The sequence below is a fragment of the Anaerobacillus sp. 1_MG-2023 genome (assembly GCF_030547345.1).
Lineage (GTDB): Bacteria > Bacillota > Bacilli > Bacillales > Guptibacillaceae > Guptibacillus > Guptibacillus hwajinpoensis_B.
This window is the reverse complement of sequence record NZ_JAUORD010000004.1, coordinates 54,166-77,781: the sequence shown is the minus strand read 5'-3', so window position 1 is coordinate 77,781 and position 23,616 is coordinate 54,166. Positions and strand designations below refer to the sequence as shown.

Here is a 23,616-nt window from a genome sequence, read left to right as displayed (position 1 = left end):
GAAAATGGATAATCAAAAGAAGATAGGTTTTCTTGGACCAGAAGGAACTTTTACAGAAATCGCAGCAAAAACGTTATTTCAAGACGAGGATCGGACACCTTTTCCTACGATTCGCGCATGCCTTGAAGCAGTAGAAAATGGATCTGTTGACTATGGTGTTGTTCCTCTAGAGAATACGATTGAAGGCTCCGTTAATATGACGCTGGATCTTCTTTCGCAGCAAGTTTCACTTCCAATCGTAGGAGAGCTTGTATTGCCAATTCGACAGCACTTACTGATCCATCCTGATCAAAACGATTGGAAAAAGATTACTCGAGTTCTTTCGCATCCACACGCGATAGCCCAATGCCATGTTTTTCTACAAAAGGAGTTAGCTCAAGCTGAGCTTAGTAATGCAGCGTCTACAAGTGCTGCAGCGGAATATGTGCAGAGTACCGGAAAGATCGAAGAGGCAGCAATTGGTAATGAACTTGCTGCAGAAAAATACGGATTAACCATTGCACAGGCTGACATACATGATACAGAAGATAATGATACTCGCTTTCTTGTTTTACATCATACGGCTGAACCGCTCCCGAGAACTAACCTATTTCGGGAAGACCGCGTCACTTACAAGATTATTCTTCCGTCAGATTATCCTGGAGCCCTCCATCAAGTGCTTGCGGCATTTGCATGGCGTAATCTCAATTTAACGAAAATTGAGTCTCGCCCAATGAAAACAGGACTTGGTAACTATTTCTTTATTATTGATGTCGAACGTCCTAACCGCGATGTACTCTTAAAAGGCGTAATGGAAGAAATTCAAGCGCTTGGTATTGGTATATCTGTATTAGGAGAGTACCCCTGCTTTGTTGTAACAAATAAATAGCGATAGGAATGCAATAAAAAAGAACGGCATCTGAGCCGTTCTTTTCTATTGGAAAATAAAGTTTTTAGAATTAGTCCTGTTCTAATAGAAATCCTTCGTGTTTTAACGCGTTGATAACAGCCTCAAGCTGTGATTTAGAGTTTGCTTCGATTGTATGAAGATGAACACCAGAAGTAAGCTCGGACAAAAGAGAAGCATTTGTCATAGAGAGCCTAGAAAGAAATTGATCTGCTTCAAAGCGATTTCCTACGTAAAGTGAAGCTGTTAAGTGTCCATAAAGAGGATGCTCAACGGTGACGTCTTTCACAATCCCGCCGTTATCAACTATTGTATAGAGTTCATTCTTTGTATCTTCTGGTAAATGCTTGCATGCAATCACTTGTTCTTGCTTTGTATCTTTCCGATCTGAAGAGAACATGACATATCCTTGGGAAGTAGCGATAATCGGTTCATTTCTTGCTTTTAACAAAGAAATATCCTGGACAATCACTTGTCTGCTGACATTGGTTCGTTTTGATAAATCACTTCCTGTTAAAGGCTTTTCGCTCTCTTTCAGCCATTGAAGAATGAGTAACCTCCTGTTCTCACCCAGTATTTTTTCTCCTTCTTGTCCCACTATTGAAAACCCCTTTCGAAGACCACGATGTGTACCCTTATTATATCTTTGTTACGGAAGTGCGTGTAAGGATTTCACGAAATACGTCTGCTATTTTCTCAATTTCTTTCTCTGTAGTTCTTTTTCCAAAGCTTATACGAATTAACTCTCTAGCTTCATCATCCGATCTCCCCATTGCTCGCAATGTTTTTGAAGGCTGCTGTTGGCCAACTGAACAGGCTGATCCAGTTGAAATAGCAATTCCTTTGCGATTCAGCTCTAGCATGACATATTGTCCTTCCAGCCCTTTGATTCGAAGTCCGATAATATGTGGTAGTCCTTGCTCTCCCTCGATGACAATATTCGGATGAGTAAGTTTATTCACGAGGTAGGCACGTAAGTTTGTATATTTTGTTTGGTTCGAGTTCAACGCATGAATCGTTTCTTCTGCTGCTGCAGCAAAGGACATAATGCCTGGAACATTTACGGTACCAGGACGAAATCCTTTTTCATGAACGGTTCCGGGTAAATCCTGCCTCCATGCTAAAGACGGTGCAATATAGCATGCACCTACACCTTTTGGTCCATATACCTTATGGGATGAAACGGATAATGCAGAGATATGCATCTCCTTGACATTAATCGCGATTTTGCCGAAAGCCTGTACTGCATCTGTATGGAAAAGAATGTGACGCTTCGCAAGTTCTTCTCCGATTTCTTTCATTGACTGAACGGCTCCTATTTCATTATTCCCACAGGCGATCGATACTAAAATCGTGTCTTCACGAATAGTCTCTATCAATTCACTAAGTAATACATGCCCATTATGATCATAAGAAAGATATGTTACCTCAAATCCTTCCTGTTCTAGCTGAGAGAATGTATGCAAAACGGAAGAATGCTCTGCAGAACAAGTAATCAAATGTCCTTTAGCATACATTTTTACTAAACTTCTAAGAGCGAGTATATTTGCTTCTGTTCCACCAGATGTAAAATAAACTCCTGATGGTTCGCCATTGATGTGAGAGGCGATTGAACTACGCGCAGCTTCTAGTAAATGAGAAGCGTCTGTGCCAGCATCATGAGAACTTTGTGTATTTGCATAGAAATGCTGTGCAGCATGAGTATATGCCTCAATTGCAACTTCTGACATCGGTGTTGAAGCTGCGTAGTCTAAATAAATCATTTTAATCTCCTCGCTTATTTTCCGTCTTGTTATTTATTTAAATATATGTAAATATAGGTGTCAAGACACATGTTAATTTACTTGGGTGTAATCTCCATATTGTTCAGCGAGAGAAGGGATTTCATGAATCAGCTAAAAACAGATGTATTAGTAATTGGAAGTGGTGTGAGTGGGTTGATGGTGGCCGAACTTCTTTCGGCGCAAAAGAATGTGACTGTTATCACAAAGTCTAAGTTTGGACAAAGCAATTCAATGCTTGCACAAGGAGGAATTGCCGCAGCTACAGCTGATGAAGACAGCTGGACAAATCATTTTTTTGATACGATTCGTGCCGGGGTTTTTCATAATAATGAAGAACTAACGGAACTTTTGGTCAGAAAAGGACCAGATCAAATCGATCAGCTCATAAACTTAGGAGTTCATTTTGATCAAGAAGCTGATGGAAAGTATAAAAGGTGTAAAGAAGGAGCTCATAGTGTTTCACGTATTTATCATTCTGGGGGAGATGCAACGGGGAGAGAAATTGTTTTAACTCTAATGAAGCGTGTTCAAAGAAAGTGTACGATCATTGAGCATCATCAAATCGTTGACTTAACAATGAAAGATGGGCATTGTATTGGAGCTGAAGCGATCAATCAAGAAGGTGAAAGAATGCTTATTAATGCAGCATACACTATTCTCGCTACCGGAGGAGCGGGGCAACTTTATCCTGTTACTTCAAATGAACTATCAATAACGGGCGATGGTCTTGCGATGGCTTATCGTGCCGGCGCCGTTCTAGCCGATCTAGAATTTATGCAGTTTCATCCTACAATGTATGCAGGAGACACCGAGCAATCGTTCCTTATTTCAGAAGCTGTCCGAGGAGAAGGCGGCATTTTATTAACGTCTGAAGGCAAGCGTTTAATGGAAGGTAAGCATGACCAATTAGATCTCGCCCCAAGAGATGTCGTTGCGAGAGCGATTCAACAAGAGGCTTCGACTGTATACCTTGATATCTCAAAGGTTTCAGAGTTTGAAGAACGATTTCCAACAATCGCTAAGCAGTGTAAAAGTCATGGCGTAAGATTAGCGGAGGGAATCATACCTGTAAAACCAGGCGCCCATTTTCTTATGGGCGGAGTAATGACGGACCAGGTTGGTAGAACATCCATAGAAGGTTTATTTGCTCTTGGTGAGGTCGCTCATACAGGTGTGCACGGCGCTAACCGTCTTGCAAGCAATTCTCTTTTGGAGGGAATTGTATTTGCTAGTGAAGCCTCGAAGTGGATACTTCAAAATAAACGGAACGTTCCGGAAGGTGAATCGGAGAGCTCACATTTTCAACTTCGTGAACCTTTGTTAACAACAAATGAGTTAAAAAACATAATGGAACAACATGTAGGAATGGTAAGAACAAGTGATGGGTTAGCTTACTCGCTAAGAATGCTTCAGCTGGATGAAATGAGGCTAGTTGAGGATTTAAAAATAGAGTCAATCGAGCGATACAATATGTTTCAGGTAGGGTGGTTAATGGCAACTTCAGCTTTTCTTCGTGAAGAAAGCAGAGGAGGGCATTATCGCGCAGATTATCCAGATCAGAAGCAAGAGTGGAAGCAAAAAAGAATACTCAGGGGGATATATTACGATGATTGGGCTGAAAGTCAAAAAAGATCTAGAACAGTTTTTTATTGAAGACATTGGAAATGTTGATTTATCAAGTGAGTTGTTATTTCGTTCAGAGGAGCAAGCTGAGGCGCTATTTGTAATGAAAGAGGCTGGCGTTTTTTGTGGGCATCAGGTAATCGAGACCGGGTTTGAACTTCTTGATCCAGATATTTGTGTCGAGGTTTACGTCGAAGATGGCGATCACGTTCAAACTGGTGAAGTAATTGCTTCTGTTAAAGGAAAAGTTCGCACAATATTAACGGGAGAACGGGTTGTTTTAAATATGATACAACGAATGAGCGGTATTGCAACGATGACTTCCCATGCTGTGGAATTGTTGGGAGATTCATCGATTCGGATCTGTGATACACGCAAAACGACGCCTGGGTTAAGAATGTATGAGAAGTATGCAGTAAGGAGTGGAGGAGGATTTAATCATCGAATGACACTTGATAGCGGGGTAATGTTAAAAGATAATCACATTGCCCAGTTTGGTAGTATCGAACAGGCTGTAGCACATGTGAAAGGTCGCTTAGGGCATATGACCAAAATTGAAGTTGAGACGTCTTCTGAAATAGAAGTTCGTCAAGCGGCGAATGCGGGAGCAGATATTATTATGTTTGATAATTGTTCTCCTACAGAAGTCGCTTCATACGCGCAGTTAGTACCTGACCACATTGTAACTGAAGCTTCTGGGGGCATCACGCTTAACAACCTTGCAACTTATCGTGATACAGGTGTTCAGTTTATTTCGCTCGGCTGCTTAACACACTCTGTTAAAAGCCTTGATATTAGCTTACGAATGAAAGGGGAAGAGAAATGAGTATTTTAGATGCGTTGAAGCGATCGAACGGACTTCCTGATCGATACAAAGAACTATCAGATCAAGAAATGGTAGAAAAAATCGCAGCCATTAAAGCCGAGATGGGGGATCGTTTGTATTTACCTGCCCATCACTATCAAAAAGATGAAGTCGTTCAATTTGCAGATGATACCGGAGATTCACTTCAACTTGCCCAGCTTTCCGCTCGGAATAAGAAGGCAGAAGCAATTGTCTTTTGTGGTGTTCATTTTATGGCCGAAACAGCAGATATTTTAACTGAAGAAGATCAAACGGTTATTTTACCTGATATGCGAGCAGGATGTTCAATGGCTGATATGGCGAATATTCATCAAACTGAACGTGCTTGGAGCCATCTCATTAATCTTTTTGGAGAGACTGTACTTCCCCTAACTTATGTAAATTCAACGGCAGCTATTAAAGGGTTTGTTGGGAGAAACGGAGGAGCCACGGTTACATCTTCAAATGCTGTAGCAATGGTTGAGTGGGGGTTTACTCAAAAAGAACGCATCCTATTTTTACCTGATCAGCATCTTGGGCGGAATACAGCTTACGACCTTGGTGTTCCACTTGAAGCGATGGCAGTGTGGGATCCAATAACGGATACGCTTGAATATGAGGGAGATTATGATGCAATTAAGGTGATTCTTTGGAAAGGTCATTGTTCCGTCCATGAAAAGTTTACAGTTCAAAACATCGCACAAATTCGAGAGAATGAACCTGATATGTCCGTTATTGTTCATCCAGAATGCAGTTTTGACGTTGTTAGACGCTCTGACTTATCAGGATCTACTAAAATGATTATTGAAACCATTGAGGAAGCAGAGGCAGGTACGAAATGGGCAATTGGAACAGAAATGAATCTTGTGAATCGGATCATTCAACAGCATCCAGATAAAAGAATTGTTTCTTTAAACCCAAATATGTGTCCTTGTCTTACAATGAATCGAATCGATATGCCCCACCTTCTTTGGGCGCTTGAGGAAGTACAAAGTGGAAAGAAAACGAATCAAATAATCGTTGATCAAGAAACATCCTTCTACGCAATTAAAGCATTGAATCGAATGCTTGATCGAGCATGATGGATAAGGAATCAGACATGATGTTTGATTCCTTTTTTTTAAAAGAGAGAGACACTATACATAGCTACACTTACTCCTGCATATTAATGTGATGATCTTATCCTTTAAAAAAGGTAGCAATCTGCCCAGTCACGCATACACTGTACTGAATTTCATTGTACTGATTACAGGAGGGAGTTTTTTAGTTTGAAAATACATGTCGTTCAAAAAGGCGATACTTTGTGGAAAATCGCTAAAAAATATGGTGTTGATTTTGAACAACTAAAAGCTGTTAATTCACAGCTTAACAATCCTAATATGATTATGCCTGGTATGAAAGTGAAAATACCATCTGGCGGTGTTCCGGTAAAGAAGAAGGAAATGCCGATTAAAGAAATGAAAAAAGAAATGCCTAAGAAAAAAGAAAAGCCAATGATGAAGCCGAAAGAGAAGCCTTCAATGACTATGCCGATCAACAATGAATTGAATATGAACATGAACATGAATATGAACATGATGCCTCAAGAAGAGAAGCCTAAAAAGGTTAAGCCAAAAGAAATAAAGCCTGAAAAGAAAATGAAGCCTGTTGAAAAGAAAGCTGAGAAGAAAGTAGAAGAGAAAAAGACAGCTGCGAAGAAACCTGTTGAGAAAGCGAAGAAAACAGAAAATTTATTCTATCCAATGAATGACGAAGAAGTGCTGAGCGAATTTGAATCCTCATCAATGGAAATGCCTCCACCGCCGATGAATCAGGGCTATCCTAATAATGTAGCGGGGGCAACGAATTATGCAAACAAAGAATACAATGGAGGTTACCCGGGGTATCCAACTTCTGTAGGCGGAGCGCATATGGGCTTCCCGAACAACCAGAATATTGCTGGTGTATATGATGGTTATGGGAACAAAAGTAATCAAAATGGCTCTCCAGGAGAAGTGGCTGGGATGTATCAAGGCTATGGAAATAAAGGTGGCTATCCAGGTTCAGTTGCAGGAGCAGAAATGAATAATTATGGCCATAAAGAAGAGGAAAACTCTGAAGTAGCTGGGGCTTATGAAGGTTATGGTCAGCCGAATTTCGGTGCGCCTTCTGGGAATGTTGCAGGCGCGTATAATCAAGGTTACGGCTATCCTAATCAGAATGTAGTAGACGCATATCAATATGCAAATAAGAGTTCTGTCGGTGGGGCTAATAAAAGTAATTATGGAATGGGTGAAGAAAGCTCAGATGTAGCAGGAGCAAGCTATGGTCATAAAGCCAATCAACAAATGTCAGGCTATCCAGGATCAGTAGGTGGCATGCAAAATGATGGGAACCAGGGTTACCCAAATCAAAACGTAGCGGGTGCGTATGAAGGTTACGGGCACAAAGGGAACAATGGTGGTTATCCAGGATCAGTAGGTGGCATGCAATATGATGGGAACCAGGGTTACCCAAATCAAAACGTAGCGGGTGCGTATGAAGGTTATGGTCATAAAGGAAATAATGGTGGTTATCCAGGATCAGTAGGTGGCATGCAAAATGATGGGAACCAGGGTTATCCAAACCAAAACGTAGCGGGTACGTATGAAGGTTATGGGCACAAAGGAAACAATGGTGGGTACCCAGGATCAGTAGGTGGCATGCAAAATGATGGGAACCAGGGTTACCCAAATCAAAACGTAGCGGGTGCGTATGAAGGTTACGGGCACAAAGGAAACAATGGTGGATACCCAGGTGCTGTAGCAGGTGCAGCTTCCGGTTATCCTCAAATGAATATGGGCTACCCAAATGTCGCAGGTGCTTCAATGAATGGGAATGGTATGCCATCACCTTATGGCCATAAAGGAAATGAAGAATATCCTGAAGCTGTAATGGGAGCTTATGGCTATCCAAATGAGAACGTAGCAGGCATGATGATGCCTCCGGGTTACCCGAATCAGCCAATGGTATCACCTTATCAACAGCACGACTGTGGATGTGGTGGGAATCAGAACGCATCACCATATCATCAAATGCCGCAATATGCTAATCCGGGATTTGTTCAGGGAGCTAATAAAGCGCCAATGATGGATGATTACATGGGCATGGAAAGTAGCTATGCAGAATCACGCTAAGGAAAAAGAGGACGGTATCCTGGAAAGGGTACGTCCTTTTTTTCTTCATTTAGAACGTGTTAATTCACTTGTTTGGAAGGGCAAATTGATTACTGGGGTATCAGTTTATATGAAAGGATCTTTAAAAAAGGAATCGTTAAGAAAGCAAATATACCTCTCACATCACTGTTCAGATTCTTTTATTACTTTCATTCCATTTCCAGATGGCGATTGGCTTAAGGAGGACGGGGGACTATATTTTGCCTGTATGAAAACAATGAAGGGACGAATGCTCAATTACTCATTGAAAGAAGACCGGCTTCTAGCGATTGAGAAAGTAGCACACTTTCATCAAGAAAGTATAGGATTAGTCAGTAAAGATATTTTTCCCGTATCACTTACTCGTAAGTGGACGAACCGTTTAATTCGCTTCAAGAAGGAAGTAGGATCTTCTCTAATATCTGCAAATGAAAAACAATTGATTCAATATTATATTTCTGTAGGGGAAGAAGTCATTTCGGGTATGACAGCGATCGAAGAATTGGAACGAAATGCTCTCCGTGATAAATGCATTGTTCACGGCGACCCCGCACATCATAATTTTATCTTTAGTACGGATACATTATTATTGATTGATGGTGACCTTGCGAACTATGCCCCTCATGAATATGACTTTTTACAGTTAATGAATCGAATGCTGTCTCACTGTAACTGGTCACTGGATGAATGGTCAAAATCTCATATCCCGACTGTTCGACATTGCTTAGAGAACCCTTTGTTGTGTAGGCTTCTAGCCTATCCTGCCGATTTCTACCGAGAATGGTTGATGAACCCAAATGGAAGAAGTGCCCTATTAGTTAAAGTGGCACAACAAAACGATCTTAGATCACGGTTTATCAACTCAATTCTGAAGTAGGTCCCTCTGTTACCTAGAACTAACAGATTAAAATGATAAGCCTCCTCACATTCTAAAGGTGAAAGGAGGTTTTAAATATGAAGAAAACAGTCTTGACGCTTTCAACGATGATGCTCGCAGGTGGTTTGATCGGCTGTACAGCTGATAATGAGGCGATGGATACGCGTTATAACGATTCCGCACGTCCAATTGGTTACTACACGAGTGAAGATAATAACGGTGATTACCGTGAAGGTGCAGTAACGGATATGATTGATCGTGACTATTCGAACGGAGTTAAGTCCCCTGACAAAAAGCAAATCGATAAGCGAAATGGCATGAATGGCCCTGGATATATGCGTACAGATAACAATTATTCAGGTTATGATAATGAGCTTTCTACACGACTAGCTAAACGAATCAATAAGCTTAAGAACGTGGATGATGCTCGAGTTATCGTATATGGTGATCAAATTATGATTGCCGTTGATACAAACGACAAAAACGATGCAGATGTTAAAGACAAGGTTCGCAGCGAGGTAGCAAAAGTAACAAAGCAAAAGAATGTGTCAATTTCAACAGATGAAAATGTGTTTGGTCGAATGGGCGATGTTAATAACCGCCTCGAAGATGGAGATGGTTTTGAAGAGGTACAGGCAGATGTAAATGGCATATTAGATGACATCGGAAATGCTGCAAAACGTCCATTTGAAAACAATAAATAACAAAAATAACGAGCGGGCAGTAGCCTGCTCGACTACATATGCAAAACTCTTTTCGGAGACTTGAGCCCTATGATATAGTTGGGAAATCAGTTCATTTGAAAGGAGTTCTCTTAGATGGCAGGACATTCCAAATGGAAAAATATACAGCGTAGAAAAAACGCTCAAGATGCTAAACGTGGAAAAGTATTTATGAAGCTAGCTAAGGAAATTTTTGTAGCTGCCAAGCAAGGAGGGGGCGATCCAGAAACGAATCCCTCATTAAGGCTTGCTGTGGACAAGGCAAAATCCTCAAATATGCCTAACGAAAACATTGATCGCGCAATTAAGAAAGCTACAGGGGACTTAGATGGTGTTCAATATGAAAACGTGACGTACGAAGGGTATGGCCCAGGTGGTGCCGCCATTATGGTTCAACTACTTACCGATAATAAAAATCGAGCTGCAGCAGATGTGCGTCATGCTTTTAGTAAAAATAAAGGAAATATGGGTGAAAACGGATGTGTTTCATTCTTATTTAACCGAAAAGGTCTCCTTGTGATCGATCGTTCCGAAAATGATCTCGATGGAGATGAATTGATGCTTCAGGTTATTGAAGCCGGGGCTGAAGAAATGGAAACAAATGAGGATGCTTATGAGATTTATACTGATCCCCAGGAATTTCAAGATGTAAAGCACCAATTACAAGAGAGCGGATTAAGTTTTTCTTCCACTGAAGTCACGATGATTCCAGAAACATACGCCCCATTAGAAAATGAAGATGGGCTTCGTATGTTAAAGCTAATTGATATGCTTGAAGATAACGATGATGTGCAAGATGTTTATCATAATGCTGAAATAAATGATGATGTTTATGATCAATTGTGAGCTACAGTTTTTCTGTAGCTTTTTTTTATGCATATTCCTCAATAAAATGGAAACGCTAACGGCATGAACTTCTTGAAAATGGAAGAAAGGTGTTGGAAACATATGAAAAGCCTTTATCCACTCCTTCTATTAGGTGTACTTCTTGTTCTTGGAGGAACATCGGCCGTGGCTTATGAAGGAGATGGCATATCACCGGTTACAGGAACCAAAACTCAAGAAAAAGGACCACTAGTCGTTGAAGTTATATTGAGAACAAATTATGCGGACGGTGTTTCAACGAACCAATCTGTATATGAAACTATATGGGCAATGGAAGATTTTTGGAGTCAATACGCTGATTGGCAACTTGTAGATCAGGAAGAAGGACGAATGATATTTGAACGGAATTTAGAAGATATTTCGCCTGCGAGTAAACAAAATGGCCATTTTGGATTAACAGAGGAGGGGGTTCTTACGATATTTGATGGAATTCCGGCAGAAGAGAAAGTCATTCAAACATTTTTTCAAATTGATGTAGGAAAGCTAGAAAGTCAAAGAAGAGAGCAGCTTATGGAAGGAATTCCAGTAGAGTCGTGGTATCAGTTTGAAGACGTCATCCAGTCTTTTTCTAAAATTAAAAAAGAAGAACCTGTCCAGTAAGGGCAGGTTCTTCTTTTGATTTAGACGCTTATCTCCATTTCTAAACGCTCGTCTCCGCTTTTCATCTTTTTATGGTAGAATGGAGAGATAGAAATACATGTTCGTATGTACAGGGGAGAGAGTAGCTTTGATAGAATATATTAAAGGCACGGTTGAATATATTGATACAGAATACATTGTTGTAGAGTCGAATGCGATAGGATATAAAATTTACTGTGGAAATCCTTTTGAATTTCAGAAGTACCGTAATCAATCGATTCAAATTTTTACGCATCATTACGTTAGAGAAGATCTCATTGCCCTTTATGGATTTCCAACACGGGAAGAGCGCCTTTTGTTTGAGAAGCTTCTAAATGTTTCCGGTATCGGTCCTAAGGGAGCTGTGGCGATTTTAGCGACTGGTGAACCTGATAAAGTTGTGAGTGCCATTGAAATGGAAGATGAGAAATTTCTAACAAAGTTTCCTGGCGTTGGTAAGAAAACTGCCAGACAAATCATTCTAGATCTAAAAGGTAAGCTTAAAGGCTTTGGCGCTCCAACTGAGGGATTGTTTGCAGTGGATGAAGTTCAAGAAGAGGGTGCTCATGAGCTAGAAGAAGCGCTAGAAGCATTGAAAGCTCTTGGGTATGCTGAGCGAGAAATTAAGAAGATTAAACCAAAGCTAGTTGAAGAAACGCTAACGACAGATCAGTATATTAAAAAAGCCCTTCAGCTTATGCTGAAGCAATAAGGAGGGAGTAAAGTGGAAGATCGAATTCTATCAGGTGAGCAGGTCGGTGACGACTCATCCGTAGAATATAGCCTCCGTCCTCAGCGATTAAGTCAATATATTGGACAAGAAAAGGTAAAGCGAAATCTTGAAGTGTTTATTGAAGCGGCTAAAATGCGAGAAGAGCCCTTAGATCATGTGCTGTTGTACGGCCCTCCTGGTCTAGGTAAAACGACTCTCTCAGCCATTATTGCAAACGAGATGGAAGTAAATTTGCGTACAACATCAGGTCCTGCGATTGAAAGACCTGGTGATCTTGCAGCTATATTAACCGCCCTTGAACCTGGGGATGTTTTATTTATCGATGAAATACATCGACTACCTCGAAGTGTTGAAGAAGTTCTTTATCCTGCGATGGAAGACTACTGTCTAGATATTGTAATAGGAAAAGGCGAAACGGCAAGATCTGTTCGTTTGGATCTGCCACCATTCACCTTAGTAGGCGCTACGACAAGGGCTGGACTATTAACGGCGCCTTTACGAGATCGTTTCGGCGTACTGAGTAGATTAGAGTATTATCTTGAAGACGAACTTCAAACTATTTTAATGAGAACAGCTGACATTTTCGATGTTGAAATGGACCACGCTGCTGCCGTTGAACTTGCTCGAAGATCGCGAGGGACACCTAGAATTGCCAATCGCTTGCTAAAACGTGTAAGGGATTTTGCGCAGGTGAAAGGGGATGGAGTCATTTCGCATTCACTTGCTTCTCAGGCTCTTGAGATGATGCAAGTCGATCCTCTTGGACTTGATCATATCGATCACAAGCTTCTATTAGCCATCATAGAGAAATTCCGTGGAGGTCCTGTAGGAGTAGATACAATTGCAGCAACGATTGGTGAAGAAAGTCATACCATTGAAGACGTGTATGAACCTTATCTTCTTCAAATTGGATTTCTTCAGCGTACACCTCGTGGACGGATGGTTACTCATCAGGTATACGATCACTTTGGTATGGAGATTCCTCAATAGCGATGGGAATTTCAAAGTTGTTTATTATCTTAGGGATCGCCTTCTTGGCCATTGGTGTGTTGTGGTCCTTTATTGGAAAATTACCTGGTGACATCGTAATCAAAAAAGGAAACACTACGTTTTTTTTTCCGATTGTAACCTCAATAGTCGTTAGTATTGCCTTGTCTTTACTCTTTTTTATTATAGGTAAGTTCAGATAAGGGGCAGCTTTCCAAACGCCATTTTCAACATGGTGGAAGGGGAACTGCCCCTTAAGGGTGCGCCAATAGGTAAAGCTGTGGTAAAATCAATAAAGTTGAACACTTTCTAGAAACAGTGGTGAATAAAATGAACGTAAATGATTTTGATTTCGAACTTCCAGAACGGTTAATTGCTCAAACGCCGTTAAAGGAACGGACAAAGTCCAGATTGATGGTATTAGATCCATTAAAACAAAAGCTTCAGCATCGCGAATTCTCCAATTTAGAGGATTACATAAATCCCGGTGATTGTCTTGTGTTGAATGATACACGAGTCATGCCAGCTAGGTTGTATGGATCAAAAGAAGAAACAGGAGCTAAAATTGAAGTGCTGCTTCTTAAGCAAATGGAAGAGGATCAATGGGAGACTCTTGTTAAACCGGCTAAGCGAGTGAAGCCAGGCACTGTGATTTCATTTGGCGATGGACGTCTAACAGCCGTATGCAAAGAGTCACTTGAACATGGCGGACGTGTATTAGAGTTTCAATACGAAGGCGTTTTCTATGAAATTCTTGATCAGCTTGGCGAAATGCCTCTTCCACCATATATTACTGAAACGCTCGATGATCAAGAACGATATCAAACTGTTTTTGCTAAGCATAGAGGATCAGCAGCAGCACCAACTGCTGGCCTTCACTTCACAGAAGAAATGCTTCAGCGTCTTGAAGATAAAGGCGTTCATGTCGCATTTATTACACTTCATGTGGGTCTTGGCACTTTCCGACCAGTTTCCGTCGATAATATTCTTGAACATGAAATGCATGGGGAATTTTATCAACTGACAAAGGGCACGGCTGAACTGTTGAACAGTGTAAGGGAATCGGGAGGCCGAATCATTTCTGTCGGTACTACTTCAACGAGAACACTTGAAACCGTGGCATCAGCACATGATGGACAATTTGAAGAAGCTTCGGGTTGGACCGACATTTTTATTTATCCGGGTTATACTTTTAAAGCAATCGATGGGCTGATTACAAACTTTCACCTGCCTCAGTCAACATTGATCATGCTAGTGAGTGCCCTTGCGGGAAGAGATTTTGTGCTTTCTGCTTATCGCACGGCTGTTGAGGAAGAGTATCGCTTCTTCAGTTTTGGTGATGCAATGTTGATTTTGGAAGGGAGTACGAAAGAATGACAGAACCAATTCGCTATGAATTAATAAAAACGTGTAAACAAAGTGGGGCGCGTCTTGGAAAGCTGCACACGCCACATGGTACGTTTGATACACCGATGTTTATGCCTGTTGGAACACTTGCGACAGTGAAAACGATGAGTCCAGAAGAACTAAAAGAAATGGGCGCTGGCGTTATCCTTAGTAACACGTATCATCTTTGGCTTCGTCCTGGTCATGATATTGTCAAAGAAGCTGGTGGCCTTCATAAATTTATGAACTGGGATCAGCCGATTCTTACGGATTCTGGAGGATTTCAGGTCTTTAGCTTAAGTGACCTTAGACAAATTGAGGAAAAAGGCGTTCATTTTCGGAATCACATGAGCGGTGAGAAGTTATTCTTATCTCCAGAAGGCGCAATGGAAATCCAAAATGCACTCGGTTCTGATATTATGATGGCATTCGATGAGTGTCCTCCATACCCAGCAGAATTTGATTACATGAAAAGTTCTGTTGAGCGTACGAGTCGCTGGGCTGAACGATGCCTGACAGCTCATGAACGAAAAGATATCCAGGGGTTGTTTGGAATTGTTCAAGGTGGAGAGTATGAAGAGTTAAGAAAACAAAGTGCTGAGGATCTTGTTTCACTTGATTTCCCGGGCTATGCTATTGGAGGCCTTTCAGTAGGTGAACCGAAAGACGTGATGAATCGCGTGCTCGAGTTTACGACGCCTCACCTTCCAACTCAGAAACCTCGTTATTTAATGGGGGTTGGTTCACCAGATTCTCTAATTGACGGAGCTATTCGAGGCGTGGATATGTTTGATTGTGTTCTTCCTACTCGTATCGCGCGAAATGGAACACTAATGACTAGCAATGGTCGTCTAGTCGTTCGAAATGCAAAATATGCACGTGATTTCCGTCCGCTTGACGAGAATTGCGATTGTCATGTTTGCCGCAATTATTCAAGGGCGTATATTCGTCATCTTGTAAAATCCAATGAAACATTTGGCTTTAGATTAACGACTTACCATAATCTCTATTTTCTGTTAAACTTGATGAAGCAAGTTAGGCAGGCGATTATGGATGATCGTCTCCTGGACTTTAAGGATGAGTTTTTTGAACAATATGGGTTTAATAAACCAAATGCGAAAAACTTTTAATCCATAGATTGTATGATTGCTGGAAAGGGGTGAAATGAATATGGGTTCTACGTTAATGAATATAGTCCCGCTTCTACTAATGTTTGCGATTTTCTATTTCCTTTTGATTCGCCCGCAACAGAAGCGTCAAAAGAAAACGAAAGAAATGCAAGCCAGCTTAGAAAAAGGAAATAAAGTTGTAACGATCGGTGGTATGCACGGCATCATTGATGCAATGGATGAAGGTACAATTACAATCCGTACTACAGACGGTACAAAAATGGTGTTTGACCGCGCGGCTATCCGCGAATCAATCACTGAAAACAGCAAGTAACATAATAAAGAGCGTCCTCATCAGAGGGCGCTCTTTGTTCGCCTAAGCCTCTCGATGATTTCCGCCTCTAACATTTACCCCCATGATTCCTCCTAGAATGCAAATCAGACCATAACCAGCATGATAAAGCAATTGTTCAAGATTCATGTTTATTCTGTAACCCAGATACTGAATAAGAAAGAGGAGAATGACGTACATAATGGCTGTTCCTCCTCCTAGTAGCCAACCGCGTTCTCCTCCTTTCCCACCTGAAATAAATCCACCTATAAAAAATGCAATAACTGTAGCAACAATAATGAATGGGCTCAGTCCGTTTTCTGATACAGATGTGAAACGAAGAATTAAAGAAAAAAGCACGCTAGTTGCAAGCACAATCACGATTATTGCTAATAGCCCTGCGCCCATACTTGAGACTGCATGTTTCGATCTCATGGTCTTCCTCCTTAAACGAGATAGTTTGTACATTCTATTCGTTTGAGAAGGAAATAGAAGTCTATTCATGAAATCGAACAGCTCGTCATACGATGTTAGAAACGGGACAGGGAAGGGGCAGCATGGATTGGAAATGATCATCGCGCTCATCATATTTGTTCTTGCTTACGTCGGCATATTAACTGAGAAAATTAATCGTGCGATCGTTGCCTGTGGCGGTGGTCTTCTCATGCTACTTTCAGGAATTACAACCACCGATTCTGCTTTCATGAACCACGTTGATTGGAATACGATTGCATTATTGTTTTCAATGATGATTCTTGTCTCCATTACAAGTCAGAATGGATTGTTTGAATATATTGCCATCAAACTTGCGCAAAAGGTACAAGGAAAACCGCTGCCGCTACTTGCTGTAATAGGGACATTGACTGCAATTGGATCAGCTTTGTTAGATAATGTGACGACTGTTCTTCTTCTCGTACCAATTACACTTACCTTGACAAGGATACTTAAAATTACGAGCATGCCCTTTTTAGTAACTGTTATTTTATCTTCTAATATAGGTGGTACAGCAACATTGATTGGTGATCCGCCGAACATCATGATCGGGCAGGCTGTTGATCATTTAGACTTTAATGATTTTCTATATAACCTGGCACCAGTGGTTGTTGTCATTTATGCTGTGATCATGACAGGTCTTTTATTTTTATATCGAAAGGGATTGACTGTAGACGACGACCATCGACAGACGTTGCTTCGAATTAATGCAGATGATTATTTAAAGAGAGGACCTCTTCTTTATAAATCGTCGATCGTTCTGCTAATGACGATTTCAGGCTTTCTGCTACATCCTATTTTACATACAGAGCTAACTAACATTGCGATGGCAGGAGCGGTCCTTTTATTACTCATCACACAAAATGAACACAAGATTGAAGAGGTATTCGAGTCAATTGAATGGGTGACCTTGTTCTTCTTTATTGGATTGTTCATTTTAATCGGTGGATTAGAGGAAGTAGGGATTATTGATGAAGTGGCGAGAAGTATTCTCTTATACACGGACGGCGATTTGCCTAAAACATCGCTTGTGATTTTATGGGGATCTGGTTTTCTCTCAGCCTTTTTAGATAATATTCCATTTGTAGCAGCGATGATTCCTGTCATTACGGAATTTTCGGGTTATGGAATGACAAACCTTGATCCATTGTGGTGGTCGCTTGCCTTAGGCTCTTGTCTTGGGGGGAACGGAACGTTAATCGGTGCTTCAGCAAACGTAGTAGTAGCAGGTCTAGCGCTGAAAGATAAACAAGAAGTTCGCTTTATTGAATTTTTGAAAATCGGAATACCTGTTGTTTGTGTGTCACTTGCCATTAGTACAATCTACATGTATTTCCGCTACTTGCTTCCCTATTATTGAGGGAAGCTTTTTTTTATTTGAACTAAGATCATCCTGTCTATGGTTCACACGTTATTTTAATGAAATGTAAAAATCCGTTTTTTCAATACATTTCCTCATGCTGAGCTGAAACATGGTTACACTAATCAAAACAAGACTGGAAGGAGGGATTCAGGGATGGAATTTATGACAGTCATAATGAGGACACTTGTTTTGTATTTTGTTATCATTTTTGTTTTTCGAGTCATGGGAAAACGAGAAATTGGTCAGTTAAGCATTCTTGATTTTGTTGTCTCCATTATGATTGCTGAGCTTGCCGTTATGTCAATTGAAGACCCTCAAACGCCAATGATAAATACAATTGTTCCAATGGTCATTCTAGTACTTATTCAAATGATTATGGCTTATATTTCATTAAAAAGTGAGAAGGTTCGAGAAATTGTAGATGGAAAGCCATCTGTTTTAATTGATCGTGGTCGAATTGATGAGGTCGAAATGAAAAAACAACGGTATAACTTTGATGATTTGCTTATTCAACTGAGAGAAAATAATGTTGCTTCTGTTTCGGACGTGGAATTCGCCATCCTTGAGCCTTCTGGAAAGCTATCTGTCATTAGAAAAGAGGAAGATAATAAGAAGGAACACCCAGAGACATTGATGCCACTCCCTCTCATTCTCGACGGGAAAGTACAAGAGGAACATCTTGAACGAATTGGAAAAACAGCTTTATGGCTTCGTCAGGAATTAAGAAAAGTGGGTCATAAGGATATTAAACGTATCTCATTCTGTTCTCTTCATAAGAATGGAAGCTTTTTTATTGATTTAAAGAATGAAAAAAGGTAACCAGAGCGGTTACCTTCTTTTTTTCCTCTTCATTTAATGCACATATTTTCCGATAAGAGGAATTCTTCTAAGATCATTTCGGTTAATTAACCCAAGTAATAGAAGAAGGATACAATAAATAATTGATGTTACACAAATAGCAACAAACGTACCGAGTATATCTGATGATGAAGAAGCGAGGTTCTCATACAGAAAATGACCAGCAACTCCGGCACCAATAATGGACGCAACCCCTTTCAATAAATCACTCACTACGATGGAGAAACCAATCGCTTTTACGAGTGTTGCAAAATGGAGAAGCGTTACAAGTAATATTCCAATAACAATCGCTAGAGCAGCCCCCATAATGCCAAGTTCAGGTCTTGAAGCTAGGAAGAAAATTGCGGTGAGCTTTACGCCTGCTCCGATGAAGCTATTGATCATCGCTGCTTTAGCTAAATCTAATGCTTGAAGTGCGGCCGCAAGTGGTCCTTGAAAATAATAGAAGAAAAAGAAAGGAGCCATTACTTGCACATAGATAGCTACATGAGGTGCTTGATACATGATATCCATTAAAGGAACGGCAAAAATATACGTAACAACAACTGAAAGGCCACCTGCAACCATGGATAGTCGAATCGCCTGGCTGAGACGATGCTGAATCTGTTTGTATTGCTTCTGAGCGTGAGCCTCACTGATCGCGGGGACGAGTGAGACTTGTAAGGAATACGTAATAAAAGTAGGCAGAAAAAGGAGTGGGATGGCAAGGCCTGATAAATGCCCGTATTGTGTGGTGGCAAGCGTTGTCGCAACACCAGCCATCGCCAGACTACGGGCAACCATGATTGGCTCAAAGAAATAAGATAACGAACCAATTAACTGGCTTCCTGTTGTAGGAAGTGAAATTTTCATTAAGCTGTTAAATGTTTCCCTCCCGCCTTTTAAATAATTGAAAAAACCGCTTCGAATTTTAATGCGCTTCTTCATTTTGAACATTGAGAACATAAATAGTAAGGAAGCAAGTTCTCCGAGAACAACGGAAATCATTGCGCCCGCAGCTGCAAACTCCACACCGTATGGGAGGAAAGCCCCTGTTAGAACCGCTACAAGGCAAATGCGGACAATTTGCTCGATTACCTGGGAATATGCAGAAGGTCGCATATTTTGTAAACCTTGAAAATAGCCTCTTAGCACAGAGGAAAGAGCTACAATCGATACAACTGGAGCGATAGCAATAAGAGGATAAAAGGTACGGTCGTCTGTGAAAACTTCTTTTGATAAGAAAGGTGCAGCTAGTACCATAATTGTCGTAAAAATGACACTAAGGATAGTGGTAATGGAGAGCGATACAATTAAAATTCGTTTAATCTTTTGTCGATCTCCTTCGGCATCCGCTTCCGCGACCATCTTTGAGATTGCAACGGGGAGTCCCATACGTGTTAATGTAATGGTTAGAATTAGCGTAGGGACAGCCATCATATAAAGACCGACACCTTCTTCGCCCATCACACGAACCATCACTATACGGTTAATAAAGCCTAGCACCTTTGTAATTAACCCGGCGAGAATGAGAAAAAGAGTCCCTCTAAGAAAGGTTTGCTTTGACATATTCACCCTACTTTCTATCCAGTATACACCTGCGAAATTGTAGAAAAGTCTAGATATTTTTTATCACTATGTATATGCTTATTAGGGGACAAAGCATGACAGGCATATAGGAGTGTTTCAATGAAAGAAGAAATTAAACAATTTGTCGTAGAGAACCTTGGTTTTCTACCTCATGAAGTGATTGTAGTTATTGTTTCAGCGCTTCCAATATTAGAGTTGAGGGGTGGATTACCTCTCGCGTATACCTTTGATTTTTCATTTTTAAAGGCGTTCTCACTTAGTCTTTTAGGAAATGTGTTACCGATTATTCCATTGCTTCTTCTATTTCAGCCGTTAAGCAATTGGCTAATGAGATTTGGCTGGTATAAACGATTTTATGACTGGCTTTATCATAGAACGATAAGCAAAAGTAAAAATGTTGATAAGTACGGTGCAATCGGGCTTATTCTTTTTACTGCTGTCCCGCTTCCGACGACTGGGGCATATAGCGCATGTGTCGCTGCTGCTTTATTTGCGATTCGTTTTAAATATGCTTTTCTTTCCATCCTCACAGGAGTCATTATTGCAGGCCTTGGGGTTGGCGCAGCGATTTATTCCATTTTTTAATCCAGGGTTTAAAATGTTTGAAAGGTTATAGCGCCTCTTAATTTAATGCTATGTTGAACGCTAGCTTATTTGAGAAAGGAGACGGCGAGATGAAAGAGTGGAAGAAGGAAATATCCCCAGCGCTTGAAAGCAAGAGAGATGAGTTTTTGCTGTTAGGGTATAGTGGAGCGACCATGGACGAAATCTGGGAATGTCTCCTTGCACGCCTTGAAAGAAACAATGAATTAGAAGAAGTAAAGTTGCACAGACTTGTGAATGAAATTATGCGTTTATCGGTGAATGAATATATGAATTGGTTAACCATTCATGCATATAAAGGCACGAAAACGTTTGAAAGTCAGACTTAGAAAAGACTAAAATTGACAGAAAAATTCATATTTCGATATAATAGCTAATATTGTGTGCTATCCGTTTTACATATGCATTAATGTTGGGGGTTTAGAGAGGAGTTTTATTCCATGGTAAAAAAAGGCCGGATCGTTGCGTTCTTTTTGATCGTCCTTTTACTTGGCGGATTAATTGGAACAACCGTCATGGGTGTAACAAAAGATATTAAATTAGGCCTTGATCTGCAGGGTGGATTTGAAGTTCTATATGAAGTAGAACCGGCTCAAGAAGGCCAAGAACTTAGTCAGGACCTGTTAAACAGCACAGTAAGCGCTTTGTACAAGCGTATTAACGTATTAGGGGTTTCAGAACCTCGTATAACGATTGAAGGGGAAGATCGCATTCGCGTTCAGCTTGCTGGAGTGAAAGATCAAAACCAGGCGCGTGAACTTCTTTCCACTCAGGCTGAGCTCACCTTCCGAACCACGGACGATGAAGAGAAAATGAGCGGAGCCGATCTTAAAGAAGGCGCCGCCAAGGTTGTATTTGATAACAACCAACCCGTTGTTCAGGTAACGCTTAAGGATCCCGAAAAATTTGCAAATATAACTCGAGACCTCAGTCAATTGCCTCAGCCGGATAATCGACTAGTGATCTGGCTTGATTATGAAGAAGGCGATTCTTATAAAGAAGAAGTTACAAAGCCAGCTGATGAACAGAAATTTATTTCGGATCCGGCTGTTAATCAAGTGCTTTCTCAAAATACTGTAGTCATTTCAGGACCACCATTTCAGCTTGAAGAAGCTGAAAATCTAAAAGAGCTTTTAAACGCAGGTTCTTTACCGGTTCAGCTAGATGAAATTTATTCAACTTCAGTTGGTGCACAGTTCGGTGAACAGTCTCTTGATAAAACGGTTATAGCAGGATTTATTGGAGTCGGTTTGATTTTCTTATTCATGCTGTTCTATTACCGTTTGCCGGGAGCAATTGCGGTGATTACGTTAACTACGTACATCTATTTGATTCTTGTTGTCTTTAATTGGATGAACGCAGTATTAACTCTTCCTGGTATTGCTGCACTCATCCTCGGCGTAGGGATGGCGGTTGATGCAAATATTATTACGTATGAACGAATTAAGGAAGAGCTTCGTTCAGGTAAATCCGTCATGTCGGCCTTCAAGGCTGGGGGAAGACGTTCATTTACAACTATTTTTGATGCGAACATCACGACGTTAATCGCAGCAGGAGTTCTATTTGCTTATGGCACTAGCACTGTTAAAGGATTTGCTGTTATGCTAATTACTAGTATTGTTGTTAGCTTTTTGACTGCTGTTTGGGGTTCGCGAATTCTTCTCGGCCTATGGGTCAAGAGCAGGGCACTGAATAAAAAGCCCCGACTTTTTGGCGTAAAGGAGAGTGAAATCGATGAGCTCTAAAGTAAGAGATATTAAGTTTGATTTTGTTAAACATCGTAATAAGTTTTTTGCGATTTCACTAGCTTTAATCGTTCTCGGTGGGTTAGCAATTGCCATATTTGGACTAAACTTAGGAATTGATTTCTCTAGTGGATCTCGTGTGGATCTTCAATCTGATAGTAAACTAACAACAGAAGAAGTAAGCGATGAATTCGATGGTCTTGGATATAATCCCGAATCAGTAACTCTTGCTGGCGGTGGGGATATTGCCGTTGCTGCATTTAAGGATGAGCTTAGCAAAGATGAAGTTGCTGAAATTAAAAATCATTTCATAGAGCTTTATGGTGCTGAACCGAGTATTAGTACGGTCTCACCTGATGTAGCAGTAGATCTTGCTAAGAATGCGTTTATCGCAGTTGCTATTGCTTCGATAGGAATTATCGTATACGTTGCACTAAGGTTTGAATGGTTACAAGGGCTTGCCGCTGTCGTTGCGTTATTCCATGATGCGTTCTTCATAATTGCGGTATTCAGTATTCTGCAAATTGAAGTGAACATTACGTTTATAGCAGCAGTACTAACGATTGTAGGTTATTCCATAAATGATACGATCGTTACTTTTGATCGCATACGTGAGAATATGAAGTTCGAAAAAAAGGTCAAAACATTTGAGGACGTCGCACGTGTTGTGAATAAAAGTCTTGTTCAAACGCTTGCTCGTTCCATTAATACGGTGCTAACGGTTGTCTTTGCTGCTGCTGCTCTTACGGCCTTTGGCGGCGAAGCAATTAGACCATTTGCGATTGCCTTATTGATTGGACTAGTCGCAGGTACGTATTCATCTCTCTTCATTGCCTCGCAGCTTTGGGCAGTATGGAAGGGGAAACAATTGAAGAAGAAAAAGTTCGCTCCTGTTGAAGGTGAAGCATAAGAGTATTCCTTTGAGGGTGCCCGGATGAAGTAAAGCCATGGCTTAGCCATGGCTTTTACGTGTCCAAATGGAGCGGTGTGAGATTTTGAAATAAGGGAAAAGCTATAATGACTTGTTA

General features: G+C 40.8%; 23 protein-coding genes and 1 pseudogene. 20 read left to right on the top strand and 4 right to left on the bottom strand.

The window, feature by feature from the left end:
• Positions 1–4: 4 nt before the first annotated feature.
• Positions 5–868 (top strand): prephenate dehydratase, encoded by an 864-nt coding sequence (gene pheA / locus Q4550_RS08940; protein ID WP_303531908.1) that lies wholly within the window; start codon positions 5–7, stop codon positions 866–868.
• 70 nt (positions 869–938) lie between these two features.
• Here the strand turns inward: pheA and Q4550_RS08935 are convergent, their stop codons facing one another.
• Together Q4550_RS08935 and Q4550_RS08930 are read right to left on the bottom strand one after the other, a co-directional pair.
• Positions 939–1,484 (bottom strand): transcription repressor NadR, encoded by a 546-nt coding sequence (locus Q4550_RS08935; RefSeq protein WP_371018215.1) that lies wholly within the window; start codon positions 1,482–1,484, stop codon positions 939–941.
• Between the two features lie 40 nt (positions 1,485–1,524).
• Positions 1,525–2,649, bottom strand: coding sequence for an IscS subfamily cysteine desulfurase (locus Q4550_RS08930; protein WP_303531905.1), 1,125 nt, complete (start codon positions 2,647–2,649; stop codon positions 1,525–1,527).
• A gap of 123 nt (positions 2,650–2,772) precedes the next feature.
• On the opposite strand from Q4550_RS08930, the gene nadB reads away from it, so the two are divergent.
• The 14 genes from nadB (at position 2,773) to yajC (ending at position 15,961) form a co-directional block, all read left to right on the top strand.
• Positions 2,773–4,323: an L-aspartate oxidase gene (gene nadB, locus Q4550_RS08925; RefSeq protein ID WP_303531902.1), complete on the top strand. Its 1,551-nt coding sequence runs from the start codon at positions 2,773–2,775 to the stop codon at positions 4,321–4,323.
• On the top strand, positions 4,277–5,119 hold the full coding sequence (nadC, locus tag Q4550_RS08920) for a carboxylating nicotinate-nucleotide diphosphorylase (RefSeq protein WP_303531899.1): 843 nt from the start codon (positions 4,277–4,279) through the stop codon (positions 5,117–5,119). The genes nadB and nadC overlap by 47 nt, the downstream gene beginning before the upstream one ends.
• Entirely contained in the window at positions 5,116–6,219 is a 1,104-nt protein-coding gene (gene nadA, locus Q4550_RS08915) for a quinolinate synthase NadA (protein WP_303531896.1), read from the top strand. Before nadC ends, nadA begins: the two co-directional genes overlap by 4 nt.
• Before the next feature lie 186 nt (positions 6,220–6,405).
• Positions 6,406–8,292 (top strand): SafA/ExsA family spore coat assembly protein, encoded by a 1,887-nt coding sequence (gene safA, locus Q4550_RS08910; RefSeq protein WP_303531894.1) that lies wholly within the window; start codon positions 6,406–6,408, stop codon positions 8,290–8,292.
• Positions 8,276–9,187 carry a phosphotransferase gene (locus Q4550_RS08905; RefSeq protein WP_303531892.1) on the top strand — a complete coding sequence of 304 codons (912 nt, stop codon included), beginning with the start codon at positions 8,276–8,278 and terminating at the stop codon, positions 9,185–9,187. Before safA ends, Q4550_RS08905 begins: the two co-directional genes overlap by 17 nt.
• Before the next feature lie 77 nt (positions 9,188–9,264).
• Positions 9,265–9,891, top strand: a complete 627-nt coding sequence (locus Q4550_RS08900) for a YhcN/YlaJ family sporulation lipoprotein (RefSeq protein ID WP_303531890.1) — start codon at positions 9,265–9,267, stop codon at positions 9,889–9,891.
• Positions 9,892–10,005: 114 nt separating this feature from the next.
• Positions 10,006–10,755 carry a YebC/PmpR family DNA-binding transcriptional regulator gene (locus tag Q4550_RS08895; protein ID WP_303531889.1) on the top strand — a complete coding sequence of 250 codons (750 nt, stop codon included), beginning with the start codon at positions 10,006–10,008 and terminating at the stop codon, positions 10,753–10,755.
• A gap of 102 nt (positions 10,756–10,857) precedes the next feature.
• Complete coding sequence (locus Q4550_RS08890; protein WP_303531887.1) at positions 10,858–11,394, top strand: BofC C-terminal domain-containing protein; 537 nt, start codon at positions 10,858–10,860, stop codon at positions 11,392–11,394.
• Between the two features lie 127 nt (positions 11,395–11,521).
• Positions 11,522–12,124 (top strand): Holliday junction branch migration protein RuvA, encoded by a 603-nt coding sequence (gene ruvA / locus Q4550_RS08885; protein WP_283153937.1) that lies wholly within the window; start codon positions 11,522–11,524, stop codon positions 12,122–12,124.
• Between the two features lie 12 nt (positions 12,125–12,136).
• Positions 12,137–13,135 (top strand): Holliday junction branch migration DNA helicase RuvB, encoded by a 999-nt coding sequence (ruvB, locus tag Q4550_RS08880; protein ID WP_194219415.1) that lies wholly within the window; start codon positions 12,137–12,139, stop codon positions 13,133–13,135.
• A gap of 2 nt (positions 13,136–13,137) precedes the next feature.
• Complete coding sequence (locus tag Q4550_RS08875) at positions 13,138–13,335, top strand: DUF2905 domain-containing protein (protein ID WP_194219416.1); 198 nt, start codon at positions 13,138–13,140, stop codon at positions 13,333–13,335.
• Positions 13,336–13,462: 127 nt separating this feature from the next.
• Positions 13,463–14,509, top strand: a complete 1,047-nt coding sequence (queA, locus tag Q4550_RS08870) for a tRNA preQ1(34) S-adenosylmethionine ribosyltransferase-isomerase QueA (protein ID WP_194219417.1) — start codon at positions 13,463–13,465, stop codon at positions 14,507–14,509.
• Entirely contained in the window at positions 14,506–15,648 is a 1,143-nt protein-coding gene (gene tgt / locus Q4550_RS08865; protein WP_194219418.1) for a tRNA guanosine(34) transglycosylase Tgt, read from the top strand. Before queA ends, tgt begins: the two co-directional genes overlap by 4 nt.
• 40 nt (positions 15,649–15,688) lie before the next feature.
• Positions 15,689–15,961, top strand: a complete 273-nt coding sequence (yajC, locus tag Q4550_RS08860; RefSeq protein WP_194219645.1) for a preprotein translocase subunit YajC — start codon at positions 15,689–15,691, stop codon at positions 15,959–15,961.
• 42 nt (positions 15,962–16,003) lie between these two features.
• Here yajC and Q4550_RS08855 read toward each other — a convergent pair whose 3' ends face one another.
• Positions 16,004–16,393: a TIGR04086 family membrane protein gene (locus Q4550_RS08855; protein ID WP_303531883.1), complete on the bottom strand. Its 390-nt coding sequence runs from the start codon at positions 16,391–16,393 to the stop codon at positions 16,004–16,006.
• A 67-nt stretch (positions 16,394–16,460) separates the two neighbouring features.
• Here Q4550_RS08855 and Q4550_RS08850 point away from each other — a divergent pair, with 67 nt between their 5' ends.
• The gene (locus tag Q4550_RS08850) at positions 16,461–17,810 is read left to right on the top strand and encodes an ArsB/NhaD family transporter (RefSeq protein ID WP_306558413.1); all 1,350 of its coding nucleotides are present in this window, start codon (positions 16,461–16,463) and stop codon (positions 17,808–17,810) included.
• A 156-nt stretch (positions 17,811–17,966) separates the two neighbouring features.
• Positions 17,967–18,632 carry a YetF domain-containing protein gene (locus Q4550_RS08845; RefSeq protein ID WP_303531882.1) on the top strand — a complete coding sequence of 222 codons (666 nt, stop codon included), beginning with the start codon at positions 17,967–17,969 and terminating at the stop codon, positions 18,630–18,632.
• Between the two features lie 33 nt (positions 18,633–18,665).
• Here the strand turns inward: Q4550_RS08845 and spoVB are convergent, their stop codons facing one another.
• Positions 18,666–20,219 (bottom strand): stage V sporulation protein B, encoded by a 1,554-nt coding sequence (gene spoVB, locus Q4550_RS08840; RefSeq protein WP_303531880.1) that lies wholly within the window; start codon positions 20,217–20,219, stop codon positions 18,666–18,668.
• A 120-nt stretch (positions 20,220–20,339) separates the two neighbouring features.
• Here spoVB and Q4550_RS08835 point away from each other — a divergent pair, with 120 nt between their 5' ends.
• The 3 genes and pseudogenes from Q4550_RS08835 (at position 20,340) to secDF (ending at position 23,498) form a co-directional block, all read left to right on the top strand.
• Positions 20,340–20,825, top strand: a complete 486-nt coding sequence (locus Q4550_RS08835; protein ID WP_194219422.1) for a COG2426 family protein — start codon at positions 20,340–20,342, stop codon at positions 20,823–20,825.
• Positions 20,826–20,914: 89 nt separating this feature from the next.
• A complete protein-coding gene (locus tag Q4550_RS08830) occupies positions 20,915–21,172 on the top strand; it encodes a post-transcriptional regulator (protein ID WP_226614507.1) in 258 nt (85 codons plus the stop codon).
• Positions 21,173–21,283: 111 nt separating this feature from the next.
• A pseudogene (secDF, locus tag Q4550_RS24450) lies at positions 21,284–23,498 on the top strand (protein translocase subunit SecDF).
• Positions 23,499–23,616 lie beyond the last annotated feature (118 nt).

Excerpts from the sequence above, each read along its gene's own strand:
- pheA (WP_303531908.1), top strand. The coding sequence starts at position 5 with ATGGATAATCAAAAGAAGATAGGTTTTCTTGGACCAGAAGGAACTTTT.
- Q4550_RS08930 (WP_303531905.1), bottom strand. The coding sequence starts at position 2,649 with ATGATTTATTTAGACTACGCAGCTTCAACACCGATGTCAGAAGTTGCA.
- nadB (WP_303531902.1), top strand. The coding sequence starts at position 2,773 with ATGAATCAGCTAAAAACAGATGTATTAGTAATTGGAAGTGGTGTGAGT.
- nadC (WP_303531899.1), top strand. The coding sequence starts at position 4,277 with ATGATTGGGCTGAAAGTCAAAAAAGATCTAGAACAGTTTTTTATTGAA.
- nadA (WP_303531896.1), top strand. The coding sequence starts at position 5,116 with ATGAGTATTTTAGATGCGTTGAAGCGATCGAACGGACTTCCTGATCGA.
- Q4550_RS08905 (WP_303531892.1), top strand. The coding sequence starts at position 8,276 with ATGCAGAATCACGCTAAGGAAAAAGAGGACGGTATCCTGGAAAGGGTA.
- Q4550_RS08900 (WP_303531890.1), top strand. The coding sequence starts at position 9,265 with ATGAAGAAAACAGTCTTGACGCTTTCAACGATGATGCTCGCAGGTGGT.
- Q4550_RS08895 (WP_303531889.1), top strand. The coding sequence starts at position 10,006 with ATGGCAGGACATTCCAAATGGAAAAATATACAGCGTAGAAAAAACGCT.
- Q4550_RS08890 (WP_303531887.1), top strand. The coding sequence starts at position 10,858 with ATGAAAAGCCTTTATCCACTCCTTCTATTAGGTGTACTTCTTGTTCTT.
- Q4550_RS08875 (WP_194219416.1), top strand. The coding sequence starts at position 13,138 with ATGGGAATTTCAAAGTTGTTTATTATCTTAGGGATCGCCTTCTTGGCC.
- queA (WP_194219417.1), top strand. The coding sequence starts at position 13,463 with ATGAACGTAAATGATTTTGATTTCGAACTTCCAGAACGGTTAATTGCT.
- tgt (WP_194219418.1), top strand. The coding sequence starts at position 14,506 with ATGACAGAACCAATTCGCTATGAATTAATAAAAACGTGTAAACAAAGT.
- yajC (WP_194219645.1), top strand. The coding sequence starts at position 15,689 with ATGGGTTCTACGTTAATGAATATAGTCCCGCTTCTACTAATGTTTGCG.
- Q4550_RS08855 (WP_303531883.1), bottom strand. The coding sequence starts at position 16,393 with ATGAGATCGAAACATGCAGTCTCAAGTATGGGCGCAGGGCTATTAGCA.
- Q4550_RS08850 (WP_306558413.1), top strand. The coding sequence starts at position 16,461 with ATGAAATCGAACAGCTCGTCATACGATGTTAGAAACGGGACAGGGAAG.
- Q4550_RS08845 (WP_303531882.1), top strand. The coding sequence starts at position 17,967 with ATGGAATTTATGACAGTCATAATGAGGACACTTGTTTTGTATTTTGTT.
- spoVB (WP_303531880.1), bottom strand. The coding sequence starts at position 20,219 with ATGTCAAAGCAAACCTTTCTTAGAGGGACTCTTTTTCTCATTCTCGCC.
- Q4550_RS08835 (WP_194219422.1), top strand. The coding sequence starts at position 20,340 with ATGAAAGAAGAAATTAAACAATTTGTCGTAGAGAACCTTGGTTTTCTA.
- Q4550_RS08830 (WP_226614507.1), top strand. The coding sequence starts at position 20,915 with ATGAAAGAGTGGAAGAAGGAAATATCCCCAGCGCTTGAAAGCAAGAGA.